Origin of the sequence: Tunicatimonas sp. (assembly GCF_049647865.1) — a bacterium.
In the GTDB taxonomy this organism is placed as follows: Bacteria; Bacteroidota; Bacteroidia; order Cytophagales; family Cyclobacteriaceae; genus Tunicatimonas.
The window spans coordinates 1-13,969 of sequence record NZ_JBARYM010000332.1 but is presented as its reverse complement, the minus strand read 5'-3'; the positions used below and the strand labels follow the sequence as shown (position 1 = coordinate 13,969).

Below are 13,969 nucleotides of genomic sequence, written 5' to 3'. Positions count from 1 at the left end.
ATGAATGACTATAAAATAGAAGGAAATTGGAACGAGAAGAAAGGTAAACTAAAGCAGGAATATGGGTCGCTTACTGATGATGACCTTGCTTATCAAGATGGAAAAGAAGATGAGCTACTGGGAAAGCTTCAAAAAAAGCTAGGTAAAACGAAGGATGAAGTGCAAAAAATTATCAGTAAAATTTGATTTTTTTACTTTTATCCACATCAAATTTTTCATCTTTAAATAATTAGATTTTATGAGTAATAAAAAGATAATAGACTCACTACACGATCTTATTCAAGTTAATCAAGAAAGTGAGAAGGGTTACAAAGAAGCTTCTGAAAATATTAATTCTAAAGAACTTAAAACTATATTATATCGCTTATCTCAACAACGTGCGCTATTTCGTGGTGAAGTTGAAGAAGTTCTTCATAAGGATTACCGCGATTCAGCAGAGGTAAAAGATTCGTTGGCTAGCAAAATTCATCGAACTTGGATAGACTTCAAAAAGTCACTCAGTAAAGACGATGATGAAGCCATTTTGGCTGAATGTGAACGTGGTGAAGAGCATGCAATTAAGAAATATACTGGTACATTGGATGGTCATTTGCCTAGCTATATTGAAGAAATAGTGAATCAGCAACTTATTCTAATTAGAGGTGCATTAAGCCAGATTCGAGAATTTAAGTTTGAAGCTGATCAAGCCTAAAATCGTACTACTATTATTGTTAATCTTACAAAGCAAGCGTTTTTAACACTTGCTTTTTTTTGTCACCCACAAGGCTTCTTGGTCATCATACTTCAAGTTTATACATATCCTTACACTACTCGTCCCCTGCCCTATCTCAAATCACGTTCTATTGTTCTTAGATGAATCAGATAAAACAACAAACCTTCAGTAGTTTTACGTTAAGCATCGCTATCGTTGGCTAAAGCTTTTACGTAAAAATTATACTTATTTAATAGCATTTCTTAACCCTTTGAGATTTTGCTCACTGGTACTAATATTGTTAGAAATTAACTTTTTTTCATGATCGGCACTTTTATCCTTAACTTTTTTCACTAACTCTTGGGCTTTTTGCAAGTAATTTAAGGCAGTTTCTTGCGTATTAGTAGCCTCAATAATAGACTCTCTAGAACTGAGCTGGCGAGGAATACTACTCATCAGCTGATTAGCCTCATCCATATAAGCTCGCGCCAATACCACCGGATTATCCGGATTAAATTCATACGCCATTTTGGCAGCAAAGAAGACCTGCTCTTCGTTAGGCTTTTGTTCAAACTCTTCTATTTGTTTGCTATAGTTCGCGCATCTGCCTACATTTTGGTTTAGATATTCTTTAATCTGCTTCTCACCTTGAGCATAAGCTTTCATTGGAACCGGACAGTCCAGTAATTGCCACATAGGCGCTAACGGCAGATGGTTAAGAACGAATACTTTAGGATCAGTCAGAAAGTACAACTCATTGAACTGCTTGACAAACTTCATTTTTTCGTTAATGCCCCCGCTTCCCCAAGTAACATCGATCAAGTACCAATTGCCTTCTATTGAGATCACATTCCAGGCATGGTCAGCCACTGTAAATTTTGCTTTGGGTACGTAACCGAAACCCTTACTGTAGCCTCCGACTACATAGCTCTTAATACCAACTTGCCGACACATTTCTTGCAACAGTTCAGCGTATCCTTGACATACTGCTTTGCGTTGTTTTAAAACATCAGTTGGCGACAGTGGCTGATAGCTTGAAGGACGATAGTTTCTAAAAAGCTGTATATCGTAAGCGATATTTTCCGCAATCCAACTATAGAATGATCGTACTCTTTCGTAATCGTTATTAGCAGGTTTTATTAAATACTTGATGAGCTTATCTAAATCCTGATGAAATTTTTTGGGTGCTTGACGAGCGTGTAGATCTATTTCAGAATAGTCAATTTCTTGAGCCAACGAAATTGTAGTAGAAAAAAAAAGTACTCCAGATAGTAATAATGTTAATAGCTTCATCATATTTGCCGTTTTTTCCAGGTAAATTTGGTCAAACCTACGCTCCTAACTAAACGAAGAAAAAGGTAAATCTTACATAGGACTCAATTGCTCGATAGTTCAATTTTAAATGGCTAAGATCAGGGAACTTGGTGCGAAGCAATAAGCTTACTACTTCCAACGCTTTGTACCTGAGTCCAAGCTATTCACTACTCATTTTTGTGACGGCTACCACCATGAGATAATGGTACTTACTCCAAGCCCACTGCGTCTGACTTTATCCGGTTTCTCGTCCAGGAAATGCATCTATCTTCGGTCTCGGAGGGGAACCGCTCCGTTCAGCCTTTCTTTTATCCAATAATATTTTTGTAGCGAATACGCTGAGGTTGAGTATCACCCAAGCGCTCACGTCGATTTTCTTCGTAATCCGAGTAATTCCCCTCAAACCAGTATGCTTGAGAATCTCCTTCAAATGCCAAAATATGCGTAGCAATCCGATCGAGGAACCACCGATCGTGCGAGATAACAACAGCACATCCAGCGAAGTTATCAAGCCCTTCTTCAAGGGCTCGTAGCGTATTTACATCCAAATCGTTAGTCGGCTCATCCAGCAACAGTACGTTTGCCCCTTCCTTCAACATCATAGCCAAATGTACCCGGTTACGCTCTCCACCTGATAGATTTCCAACTTTCTTCTCTTGATCGCTGCCGCTAAAATTGAACCGGCTAACATAGGCTCGCGAGTTCATCTGCTTTCCCCCTAAATCGATCAGTTCATTTCCTTCTGAAATAACCTGCCAGACGGTTTTACCTGATTCCAGATTATCATGTTCCTGGTCGACGTAAGCTAACTTTACCGATGAACCTACTTCGATTTCCCCTTGATCAGGTTTTGTTTGTTGCGTAATTAGTTTGAACAGACTTGTTTTTCCAGCACCATTCGGACCAATTACCCCCACAATACCTGCGGGAGGTAATGAGAAAGTAAGATCCTCAAACAGTACCTTATCACCGTACGCTTTGGCTAAGCCTTCTGCTTCTATTACCTTGTTGCCTAGCCGAGGGCCCGACGGAATATATAATTCTAACCGCTGTTCTTTTTCTTGCCCTTCTTCACTTAATAGTTTATCGTACGCATTTAGTCGCGCTTTGGCTTTGGCATGTCGCCCTTTAGGGGTCATTCGAATCCATTCTAATTCGCGCTCTAGTGTCTTTTGGCGTTTAGAGGCAGTCTTTTCTTCTTCAGCTAGTCGCTTTTGCTTCTGCTCTAACCAAGAGGAATAATTACCTTTCCATGGAATACCTTCGCCCCGATCCAACTCTAGAATCCAACCAGCAACATTATCTAGGAAATAGCGGTCGTGAGTTACGGCAATCACGGTGCCGCTATACTGACGCAGGTGCTGCTCCAGCCAGTGAACTGACTCAGCGTCTAAATGATTAGTAGGCTCATCTAATAATAGTACATCGGGCTGCTGAAGTAGGAGCCGACACAAGGCTACTCGTCGCTTTTCACCACCTGAAAGATTTTTCACAACTGCATCTTCCGGTGGTGTTCGTAGTGCATCCATCGCCTGATTTAGTTTATTATCTAACTCCCAGGCGTTAGCATGATCGAGTTTTTCCTGCACTACCGCCTGCTGATCAATCAGCTTTTGCATGGCATCTGGGTCTTCTAATACCGCAGGATCAGCGAACTTCTCATTAATGACTTCAAACTCTTTGAGTAAACTAACCGTTTCGGCAACTCCTTCTTCTACTACTTGCTTAACAGTTTTTTCAGGATCAAGCGCCGGTTCTTGCTCTAGCATTCCTACTGAATAACCAGGTGAAAACACTACTTCGCCTTGGTACTCCTGATCTACTCCAGCAATAATTCGTAGCAAGGAAGATTTACCTGATCCGTTTAAACCCAACACTCCAATCTTAGCCCCGTAAAAAAAAGATAGGTAGATGTTTTTTAGGACTTGTTTTTGTGGGGGATACGTTTTAGTGACCCCGGCCATAGAAAAAATGATTTTTTCGTCACTCATAGTTTAACATTCTGAATTTTCTTCGTTTAGATAATAATAGGCTTTAGCTATTCTCAGATAATCGGTAATTAAATAATATTTTTGCGTAATTTCTGAAAAATCGTAATCATTGCGAACAATAGTAAATTAAAACCACAAATATCAATAACTATTCATCAAATTCCGGTTTATCTAATCTCCGGCATTGTCAACTTTAAACCCTTAGAACATTGGATCAGGCAACCACACCATTCGGATTCATTCAAGACGGTAAAATTTACCGAAACGCCTTTCTTGAATACCCTGCACGCGAAATTGGCGAAGTACGCGAAAGCGAGGCATCAACCATTAAATATTTTGAGGATCGTTTTACTATGGCTGAAAATAAAGTGGCTCAGTTGGAACAATCTGTTGAAGAATCAGAAAATAAAGGTTCTTACCTGATGAAGCTGATTCATATGCGAGAAAGTTTAGCCAAGTTTGATGCTTTAGGTGAATATACTCAATTGTACACTCGGCTTGATACCATAGAAGAAAAGCTTCGAGAAATTATTACTCAAAACCGGATTAAGAACTTGGAAATCAAACGGGCTTTGATTGCCGAAGCCGAACCCTTCGAGTTTAGTTCCGACTGGCAGGAGGCCGCTGATCAGCTAAAGGAGGTAAAAGGAAAATGGATTAAAACCGGAGCGGTAGATGAAGAGTACCAAGAAGAGATTGAAGGTCGGTTTAATGAAATTTTAGATAACTTCTTTCAGCGGCGTAAGCAGTTCTTTGAGGAGCGTAAGCAGATGATGTACGACCGAATGAGACGCTACCGAGAAATTAATAATGATTTGTATCATTTGTTACGCGCCCCTGATAAGCAAGAAGCTCGAGAGCGAGCTAAAGAGTTACAGGCCGCTTGGCGAGAAGTTGGAAAAATTCCTAGTTTTCAGTATTCCAAGTTATTTAGAAATCACAAATCGCTGACTAACAAAATCTTTCGCAGCGATAGCTACGGAGATTACCAGTCACGTGGATATGACCGCTCTGGCGGCGGGTACGGCGACCGGCAAGGTGGTTACGACCGCGACCGATCCGGCGGTGGGTACGGCGGGCGACAGGGTGGCTTTGATCGCAATCGAGGTGGTGGATACGATCGTGACCGATCGGGGAGTAACCGGTACGGTGGGCAGTCTAGCTACATGAGCCCAGAAGAGGCTATGTCGCGTAAGAAGGAGCTAATTTCGAAGGCCAAAGATTTAATTGGTAAAGAAAAGGATAATATGTACGAAGAAGTAAAACAACTTCGGATGGAATGGAAGCAGTCGGGACGGATTTCTCGCGAACGTTCTATTGAGCTTACCGAAACTTTCAATTATACCTGCGAGAAAGCATTGGAGATCAACTTTCTTGATAAGCTCGTGGCTAACCGTAACCCCGATCATTCGTATCTCAACGCGGCTGAACAACTTCAGCAGAAAATTCCGTTACTCAGTGGACTTATCTCTCGCGATGAGGAAGAATTAGCCCGGTCTAAAGCGGAAAACCAACACTTACTTACTAGTCGTGATACTCGTAGCTTTTCAGAAGATGATCGCCGAGCTGCCGGGCGCCTCCGGTCGCAGATGAGGAAACTTCAAGTAAAAAAAGAGCTATTAGAACAGTTACAAAACGATTTAGATAAATACTTATAAGAAATTGTAAGGCATAATGAAACTTTTTTTTCGAGGAATATCTTTCCCACGTAATTGAATTAGAAGTTTATTACCATTTTGAAGCTCTCTTTGGTAAGAAAATTGACAATTTTCTTTTGAATTAACTATAACATTTTATTATTCATCATTCCTGAATTCAACGTCAAACAGAAAATTTGATAAGTATGTATTGGACATTAGAACTTGCCTCTTATTTAGAAGATGCCCCTTGGCCGGCTACCAAAGATGAGCTTATCGATTTCTCCATTCGCTCCGGTGCGCCATTAGAAGTTGTCGAGAACTTGCAAGAGTTAGAAGATGATGGGCAACCCTACGAGAATATTGAAGAAATCTGGCCCGATTATCCCACTAAAGAAGACTTCTTTTTTAACGAAGACGAATACTAACAATCTAATACTTCTATTTGAAACCCTTCTGCATTAGAAGGGCTTCCGCTACCAGCATATCTTCCGGAGTAGTTACCTTAATATTTCGGTAGTCCCCGCTGAAAAGCGTCACTTGTCGGCCGACAGCTTCTACCATACTAGCTTCATCGCTGAAGTCATCAATAGAATCTAGCTTCTGATAGGCTTCTAACAACCACGCTAAACGAAAAGTCTGGGGGGTTTGCATTAAGCGAAAATCAGCCCGGTTCTGAGCGACTGATCCTTTGCCACTCATCTTACGAAGTGAATCTTTTAGAGGCACGCTGGCAATAGCGGAACCTTCTCTTTCGGCTACCGCAAAAGATTCTTTGATAATATGACTAGTGACTAACGGACGTACACCATCGTGAATAGCGACTAGGCTATTTTCAGGGTGAAGCCGAGAGACTCCACTTTTTACCGATTGCGGGCGACACGCTCCCCCACTCACTACCTGATGAGGTACCGTACAATGGTGCTTTCGGCACAAATTAGCCCAGCGAGCGTGTTCATCTTCGGGTAATACCACCCAAATTGGCAAAGATGCACTGTACCGATAAAATGCTTCTAAGGTATGATGCAGCAGCGGTTTTCCCGCCAGCAGTAGAAACTGCTTGGGGATATCTGACTGCATCCGGGAGCCTTGCCCCCCGGCGACAATCACGGCTGCCTGCTCTGTCGCCAACAGCATTAAATGATTAGCATAGCATCTCCGTAGGTAAAGAATCGATATTTTTCTTTCACCGCAATTTCATAGGCTTTCATAATTAAATCGTAACCCCCAAATGCCGCGGCCATCATTAATAAAGTGGATTGAGGCAAATGAAAGTTGGTCACTAGCGCGTTACAAATTTTGTATTCGTAAGGAGGAAAAATAAATTTATCGGTCCAACCCTCATTCTCTTTCAACCGTCCACTAGCCGAAACCGAAGATTCCAGTGCTCGCATAGATGTAGTACCAATGGAACAAACCCGCCTCTTTTCATCCAAAGCCCGATTCACTGAAGTAGCCGTAGATTCTGTAATTCGGTAGTTCTCCGAATCCATTTTGTGTTTGGTTAGATCTTCCACTTCTACATCGCGGAAGGTTCCTAAACCAATGTGGAGGGTGATAGGATCAACATCAATCCCCTTAATCTCCAGCCGCTTAAGTAACTGCTTGGTAAAGTGCAGACCAGCAGTAGGGGCGGCCACGGCACCTACGTGTTCCGCATAAATGGTTTGAAAACGCTCACGATCCTTAGTTTCTACTTTTCGCCGTTCTTTAAAGTGGTCAGGTAGCGGAGTTTCACCAAGCGTGTTAATCATTTCATAGAAGGTATCTCGCTCACCCTCGAACAAAAAGCGAATAGTACGCCCGCGGGAAGTTGTGTTATCAATTACTTCAGCTACCAGTTCGCCTTCGCCGAAATAGAGCTTGTTTCCTACCCGAATTTTGCGGGCCGGGTCCACTAGCACATCCCAGAGGTTCATGTCAGGATTTAGCTCCCGAAGCAAAAACACCTCAATTTCTGCCCCCGTCTTTTCTTTGTTTCCGTACAACCGGGCAGGAAATACTTTCGTATTATTTACTACGAAGACATCACCTTCGTCAAAATAATCAACAATGTCTTTGAAGACTTTGTGCTCAATGTCTCCCGTATCACGGTGAATGACCATGAGGCGGGACTCATCGCGATTTTCGACTGGATGCAATGCAATCAGTTTTTCGCGGTCTTTTTCGTCAAACTTGTACTTAAATTCCGATAGCTTCATGGACAGTTATAGTAGTTACAATAATATGTGGTTGAATTTTTAAGCCAGTAGCAAAGATAGATATTTGTCTCTAATGGAATGGAACGTTTGGTAAAAAGTATTGAGTTCCATTTTTTTAAGATTATAGTTTTGTAAAATCGCACTATGAAAGCTTCTCGCCTGTTGGTTCCTCGTTTAATTTATGAAAGTCTCCTCTCCGCTTGGGACGCACTTCGTTCCAATCCACTTCGTACAACGCTTTCTCTCTTGGGAGTAACCATCGGTATATTCGCTATCATTGCGGTTTTCACTCTTATTGACTCGCTGGAACGCAACATTCGTGACAGTTTAGACTTTCTGGGCGATCAAGTAATTCGAGTAGAAAAATGGCCTTGGCTGTTTCAAGATAATTACCCTTGGTGGAAATACGTGAACCGGCCTCAACCAACACTTAATGAATTTGAGTTTTTGCAAGCTAACGTCAGTCAAGCTTCAGCTATGTGTATTTTTGCTGACCGTAGTAATCTTACTGTAGAGCACCAAAACAGTAATATTGGGGGAGTCAACTTAATTGGAGCTTCTTATCAGTATAACCAAGTTTTTGAAGTTGATATCAATCAAGGTCGCTATTTTTCGGTTCGCGAAACCGAATTTGCTCAAAATGTAATTATTATCGGCTCAGAAATCGCAAAGTCGCTGTTCCCAATGAGCAACCCACTGGGCAAAGTAGTAGAAGTTAAGGGGTTAAAATTTGTAGTAGTAGGAGTGCTTACCGAGCAAGGGGGAAATATTATAGATGCGCCCAGTGCAGATTATACTAGCTATATTCCTTATCAGAGCTTCTTAAAGCTATACGCTAGTCGGAGCCGCTGGGGGGTTGGCTCTACATTAGGGTTAAAGGGTTTCGAAGACGATGAAGGGTTGAAAGAACTAGAGTTTGAAGTAGTCGGCTTAATGCGCGGTCGGCGCGGATTGCGACCTCGTCAAGACGATAATTTTGCTATTAATCGCCCAGAGGCTTTTGCCGAAGTGGTCAACAATATCTTTAATGTCATTAGTATTGCCGGAGGCATTATTGGTAGTTTCTCTATTTTAGTCGGTGGCTTCGGCATTGCTAATATTATGTTTGTATCAGTAAAAGAGCGCACCAATATTATTGGTATTCAGAAATCGCTGGGTGCTAAGAATTATTTTATACTTCTACAATTTCTGTTTGAAGCCACTTTTTTGAGTTTGATTGGGGGAACGGTAGGAATGATTCTGGTCTATTTGGCTACATTTATTTCTATAGGATCGTTAGAACTTCAGCTTACGCTACCTAATATTCTAATCGGACTAATAGTATCTAGCACTATTGGTATTATCTCAGGAATTGTTCCGGCTATAACTGCCTCTCGGCTAAATCCGGTAGTAGCCATTCGGAGTTAAAAACATAGCGATTGCTTTAGAAGCGTACTGAAACCCCAATACTGACAAAATAGTCGGGAGCGTTTTCGCTAATCCCAACCCCTCCTGATACGTCCAGTTGTAAATCAGGTAGCAGTAGCACCGTGCCACCCAAATTAAAAAGATGAGAATGGTCTAGCTGGGACCAGAAACCATAGAATTCACCGAAAGCAGCCAAATAATCGTTCAAACTAATATCTAATGAAGCGGCGTAAGAATGATTAGGATAGCGAATAATGATTGGATCAGCTTCCCAAGCAATTCCGAGGTTGGTCGTTAAAGATACGTTTTGGGTGAGCGCGTGCGTCATCAGTAAGCGCAGTTCGGGGGTAGCAATCGGATTAAATACTTCAAGCGGCCCTTCTCGCGGTAAGGTAATATTTGCGATCAGTGCTGACTGAGGGATAATTCCTCTATTTTCGGTAATTCCAATTTTTGTTCCTAGTGTAATCGGTGAAACAAACGTTACATCCCCCAAACCTTCTTGAAACAGATCAGCACTTACCCGTAATTCAAACCGCTCAATTAATCCAATTCTTACCAAGGTGTTAGGATACAGAAAAAGCTCCTGACGAGGATTTGGATCATCTTGATATAGAAACCCTATCTCAACCTGCACATGACCTGGTTCTACTACCGCTGGGGCATCGGTTCCCTGTCCGGGCCGATCGGTAATCATTGGATCTATATCGCGTAAAACCTGGCCGAACAATGAAATGTGACTTATCAGCAGTACAGAGAGGAAGAAAAATACTTTCATAACGATCAGCAAAAAATACTACAGTAGAGAGATGTATCAAATGTACTGAGTTGACACTGAAAAACTGAAGTTCTCTTCGGATTTTTACTACACTGGAAGCCAAATGGCGAATTAATAGAAGTAGGATTGGGGAAACCCTTAGCTTTCCTTTATTTTTAGGCATCAACAACACTACACCATGGCCCAATATATTCTAGCCCTAGATCAGGGCACCACCAGTTCCCGCGCAATTTTGTTTAATCACCAAGGCAATATTGCTTACGCAACTCAGCAAGAATTTAAGCAGCACTACCCCCGCCCTGGTTGGGTAGAACACGATGCCGAAGAAATCTGGGAGTCGCAACTAAGCGTAGCCCAAGCTGTACTGAAAAAAGCCGGAGCTTCAGCTAGTGATATTGCCGCTATTGGGATTACGAATCAGCGCGAGACTACCGTAGTATGGGATCGGGACACCGGTAAACCCATTTGCCGCGCCATCGTTTGGCAAGACCGTCGCACCGCTCAGTTTTGTGACCAGCTCAAAGAAGAAGGTTTTGAAGATACCATCCGAGAAAAAACCGGCTTGCTGGCTGATGCGTACTTCAGTGGTACTAAGGTAAAGTGGATTTTAGATAACGTGGAAGGTGCTCGAGAAAAAGCCGAGCGGGGCGAACTAGCTTTCGGTACGGTTGACAGTTGGCTCATCTACAAGTTAAGCGGCGGACAGTTGCATATCAGCGACGTAACCAACGCTAGTCGAACCCTGCTGTACGACATCCATAAACTTTGGTGGAGCAGCACCATCACCAAACGATTAGACGTTCCGATGAGTATGCTACCGCAAGTGGTTCCTAGTAGTCAGGACTACGGAAAAACCGATTCTAGCCTATTTGGAGGAGAAATTCCACTGGGTGGTATTGCTGGAGATCAGCATGCTGCTTTGTTTGGTCAGCTTTGCACGGAACCTGGCATGTTGAAAAATACTTACGGCACCGGATGCTTCGCAGTACTGAATACCGGTGAGAAACCTATTCAATCAAAAAACAACCTGTTAACAACTATTGCGTGGCAGATTGACGGTAAAACCACCTACGCCCTGGAAGGAAGCATATTCGTAGCGGGTGCCATTGTTCAGTGGCTTCGAGATGGCCTTAAGATCATTGAATCTTCTTCGGAAGTAGAACAACTGGCTAAATCAGTTGACGATAATGGCGACGTTTATCTGGTTCCGGCTCTCACTGGTTTGGGCGCTCCCCACTGGGATCAATATGCCCGGGGAGCAATTGTTGGCCTCACCCGGGGTACGGAAGCGGGACATATTGCCCGAGCAGCCATCGAGAGTATGGCATACCAAACATCCGATGTAATGAAAGCGATGCATAAAGATTCTCAAATTCCCTTTAAAGAATTGCGGGTAGACGGTGGAGCATCGGCCAACAACTTACTCATGCAGTTTCAAGCAGATATTCTAAATATCTCGGTTGTTCGTCCCCAAGTGATGGAAACTACCGCCTTAGGAGCCGCTTATTTAGCCGGACTAGCTGTCGGATTCTGGAAAGATATTAGCGAACTGAAAGACCAGTGGGACGTTGATAAAACCTTTGAACCTACTTCAGGATTTGATAGCGAAACCCTATTGAGCCGCTGGGACGATGCGGTAGGAAGATCAAAGAACTGGGCAAAAGATTAAGAACAAAGAGATACCTATGAGCAGAATGAACAGAGATAGTATGTTGGAAACGCTGGAGTCTTACGAAAGTGTTTGGGATGTAATTATTATTGGTGGCGGGGCTACTGGCCTAGGAACTGCGATTGAGGCTGCTACACGGGGCTATTCTACCTTATTGCTAGAGCAAGCTGACTTCGCCAAGGGCACTTCTAGCCGGAGCACTAAGTTGGCGCACGGTGGGGTACGCTACTTGCAACAGGGCGATGTTTCACTGGTAATAGAAGCACTACACGAACGAGGACTAATGATGCAAAATGCTCCTCATCTAGTACATAACCAAGCGTTTGTTATTCCAACCTACGACTGGTGGGGTGGCCCCTTCTATACCGTAGGCATGAAAGTGTACGATGTGCTAGCTGGTAGATTAGGACTAGGGCCTTCTAAGAGTCTCACCAAAGAAGAAACAATTGAGAAGATACCAACGGTTGAGCAAGATGGTCTTCGGGGCGGGGTGATTTATTACGATGGCCAATTTGATGATGCTCGTTTAGCGGTTAATCTGGCGCAAACCTGTGCTGATAATGGAGGAACGCTGCTTAACTATATGAAAGTAACAAGCCTTCTGAAAACCAGCGACATGGTTTCGGGAGTGATAGCGGAGGATATTGAAACCGGTAAATCGTACCAGATCGACGGTAGGGTAGTTATCAACGCCACCGGAGTTTTTGTAGACCATATTATTCAAATGGATGATGCCGAGGCCAAAGACATTATACAGCCAAGCCAGGGAGTGCATGTAGTGCTCGATAAAAAATTCTTACCCGGGGAATCAGCCATCATGGTTCCTAAAACTGACGACGGTCGGGTGCTCTTTGCCGTACCCTGGAACGATAAGGTAGTTGTTGGCACTACTGATACCCCAGTTGCCGATGTAACGCTCGAGCCTCGAGCCTTAGAAGAAGAAGTTCAATTTATTCTTGATCACGCTACTCAATACTTGACTAAAGATCCGAAACGAGAGGATGTACTGAGCGTTTTTGCTGGATTACGACCATTAATTAAACCGTCGGAAGGAAAGAGTACAGCGCAAATTTCTCGAAGTCATTCGATCATTGTTTCTGTTTCAGGGTTGGTTACAATTACCGGCGGGAAATGGACTACGTACCGTAAAATGGGGCAAGATGCCGTAGATAAGGCGGCCTTAATTGCTGGGTTAGAGGATCAGGAATCAACAACCAAAGACTTACGTATCCGGGGCTGGTTAAAAAATGTTGATCCGACTAATCCACTGTGGTTTTACGGCTCAGATTCTATCGCAATCCGTAAGTTAGTAGATCGTAAACCTAAATTAGGGGATAAAATTCACCCTGATCTACCCATCATTAAAGCCCAGGTAGTTTGGGCCGCTAAACACGAGATGGCCCGAACGGTAGAGGATTTCTTGGCTCGCCGCACCCGCTGTCTACTACTCAATGCTCGCGCCAGTCAGGAGATGGCTCCGGTAGTAGCTGAGATGATGGCCGAAATACTTCGCAAAGACGAAAGCTGGCAAAAAGAACAGATTGCTCAATACCAAGAAGTATCTTCCGGCTATATTCTAAACTAACCTAATAATGAATAATTTTACTGCCGAATTCATTGGAACAGCTTTATTACTTTTGTTAGGAAACGGCGTAGTGTGCAATGTTGTACTAAACCAAACAAAAGGAAACAACGCTGGGTGGATTGTAATTACGGCTGGCTGGGGTGTGGCTGTATTTGTTGCTGTTTTTACGGTGGCCCCCTACAGTGGTGCCCATCTTAATCCAGCAGTTTCTTTGGGACTGGCCGCGGCGGGGGTATTTGAGTGGAGTAAAGTTCCAATATACGTACTAGCGCAAATGTTGGGAGCAGCCACCGGTACTACATTGGCGTGGCTAATGTACCGCCCGCACGTTAAGGCTACCGACGATGCAGGAGCTAAGCTCGCTATTTTCGCTACCGGTCCGGCTATTCGCAAAACAGCATCTAGTTTTATTTCAGAGGTTATTGGAACGTTTGTACTGGTATTTGCTGCCTTATCTATTGCACCCCCTGAACTAAGGGCTAGCGAATTTTCGGAGGTAGAATTTGGATTAGGCGCACTCGGAGCCCTTCCGGTAGGTTTAGTTGTTTTTGCTATTGGTATGTCATTAGGGGGAACTACTGGTTATGCCATTAATCCCGCTCGTGACCTCGCTCCCCGAGTTATGCATGCACTCTTACCCATTTCTAACAAAGGTAGCAGTGATTGGAGTTACTCTTGGATTCCTGTAGTCGGACC

General features: G+C 43.2%; 13 protein-coding genes. 8 read left to right on the top strand and 5 right to left on the bottom strand.

Annotated features, from left to right (window positions below; all coding sequences use genetic code 11):
• Both WBA23_RS10100 and WBA23_RS10095 read left to right on the top strand, forming a co-directional pair.
• Complete coding sequence (locus WBA23_RS10100) at positions 1 to 186, top strand: CsbD family protein (RefSeq protein WP_424582156.1); 186 nt, start codon at positions 1 to 3, stop codon at positions 184 to 186.
• A gap of 52 nt (positions 187 to 238) precedes the next feature.
• On the top strand, positions 239 to 691 hold the full coding sequence (locus WBA23_RS10095) for a ferritin-like domain-containing protein (RefSeq protein ID WP_424582155.1): 453 nt from the start codon (positions 239 to 241) through the stop codon (positions 689 to 691).
• 246 nt (positions 692 to 937) lie between these two features.
• Here the strand turns inward: WBA23_RS10095 and WBA23_RS10090 are convergent, their stop codons facing one another.
• Both WBA23_RS10090 and ettA read right to left on the bottom strand, forming a co-directional pair.
• Positions 938 to 1,987, bottom strand: coding sequence for a transglutaminase domain-containing protein (locus WBA23_RS10090; protein WP_424582154.1), 1,050 nt, complete (start codon positions 1,985 to 1,987; stop codon positions 938 to 940).
• Between the two features lie 326 nt (positions 1,988 to 2,313).
• Positions 2,314 to 3,996 (bottom strand): energy-dependent translational throttle protein EttA, encoded by a 1,683-nt coding sequence (ettA, locus tag WBA23_RS10085; RefSeq protein ID WP_424582153.1) that lies wholly within the window; start codon positions 3,994 to 3,996, stop codon positions 2,314 to 2,316.
• A gap of 209 nt (positions 3,997 to 4,205) precedes the next feature.
• Here ettA and WBA23_RS10080 point away from each other — a divergent pair, with 209 nt between their 5' ends.
• Both WBA23_RS10080 and WBA23_RS10075 read left to right on the top strand, forming a co-directional pair.
• Positions 4,206 to 5,654 (top strand): DUF349 domain-containing protein, encoded by a 1,449-nt coding sequence (locus tag WBA23_RS10080; RefSeq protein WP_424582152.1) that lies wholly within the window; start codon positions 4,206 to 4,208, stop codon positions 5,652 to 5,654.
• Between the two features lie 185 nt (positions 5,655 to 5,839).
• The gene (locus tag WBA23_RS10075) at positions 5,840 to 6,061 is read left to right on the top strand and encodes a DUF2795 domain-containing protein (RefSeq protein WP_090257868.1); all 222 of its coding nucleotides are present in this window, start codon (positions 5,840 to 5,842) and stop codon (positions 6,059 to 6,061) included.
• Positions 6,062 to 6,074: 13 nt separating this feature from the next.
• On the opposite strand, the gene WBA23_RS10070 is transcribed toward WBA23_RS10075, so the two are convergent.
• Both WBA23_RS10070 and queA read right to left on the bottom strand, forming a co-directional pair.
• Positions 6,075 to 6,770 carry a 2-C-methyl-D-erythritol 4-phosphate cytidylyltransferase gene (locus tag WBA23_RS10070; RefSeq protein ID WP_424582151.1) on the bottom strand — a complete coding sequence of 232 codons (696 nt, stop codon included), beginning with the start codon at positions 6,768 to 6,770 and terminating at the stop codon, positions 6,075 to 6,077.
• Complete coding sequence (gene queA / locus WBA23_RS10065) at positions 6,770 to 7,834, bottom strand: tRNA preQ1(34) S-adenosylmethionine ribosyltransferase-isomerase QueA (protein WP_424582150.1); 1,065 nt, start codon at positions 7,832 to 7,834, stop codon at positions 6,770 to 6,772. Before queA ends, WBA23_RS10070 begins: the two co-directional genes overlap by 1 nt.
• 144 nt (positions 7,835 to 7,978) lie before the next feature.
• Between queA and WBA23_RS10060 the strand changes: the two genes are divergently transcribed.
• On the top strand, positions 7,979 to 9,241 hold the full coding sequence (locus WBA23_RS10060) for an ABC transporter permease (protein ID WP_424582149.1): 1,263 nt from the start codon (positions 7,979 to 7,981) through the stop codon (positions 9,239 to 9,241).
• Between the two features lie 16 nt (positions 9,242 to 9,257).
• Here the strand turns inward: WBA23_RS10060 and WBA23_RS10055 are convergent, their stop codons facing one another.
• Positions 9,258 to 10,019, bottom strand: a complete 762-nt coding sequence (locus tag WBA23_RS10055) for a transporter (protein WP_424582148.1) — start codon at positions 10,017 to 10,019, stop codon at positions 9,258 to 9,260.
• A 178-nt stretch (positions 10,020 to 10,197) separates the two neighbouring features.
• On the opposite strand from WBA23_RS10055, the gene glpK reads away from it, so the two are divergent.
• The 3 genes from glpK to WBA23_RS10040 all read left to right on the top strand — a co-directional run.
• Complete coding sequence (gene glpK, locus WBA23_RS10050; RefSeq protein WP_424582147.1) at positions 10,198 to 11,688, top strand: glycerol kinase GlpK; 1,491 nt, start codon at positions 10,198 to 10,200, stop codon at positions 11,686 to 11,688.
• A 16-nt stretch (positions 11,689 to 11,704) separates the two neighbouring features.
• Positions 11,705 to 13,273: a glycerol-3-phosphate dehydrogenase/oxidase gene (locus tag WBA23_RS10045; RefSeq protein ID WP_424582146.1), complete on the top strand. Its 1,569-nt coding sequence runs from the start codon at positions 11,705 to 11,707 to the stop codon at positions 13,271 to 13,273.
• Positions 13,274 to 13,280: 7 nt separating this feature from the next.
• On the top strand, positions 13,281 to 13,969 hold a 689-nt coding region (locus WBA23_RS10040; RefSeq protein WP_424582145.1), incomplete at its 3' end, for an MIP/aquaporin family protein.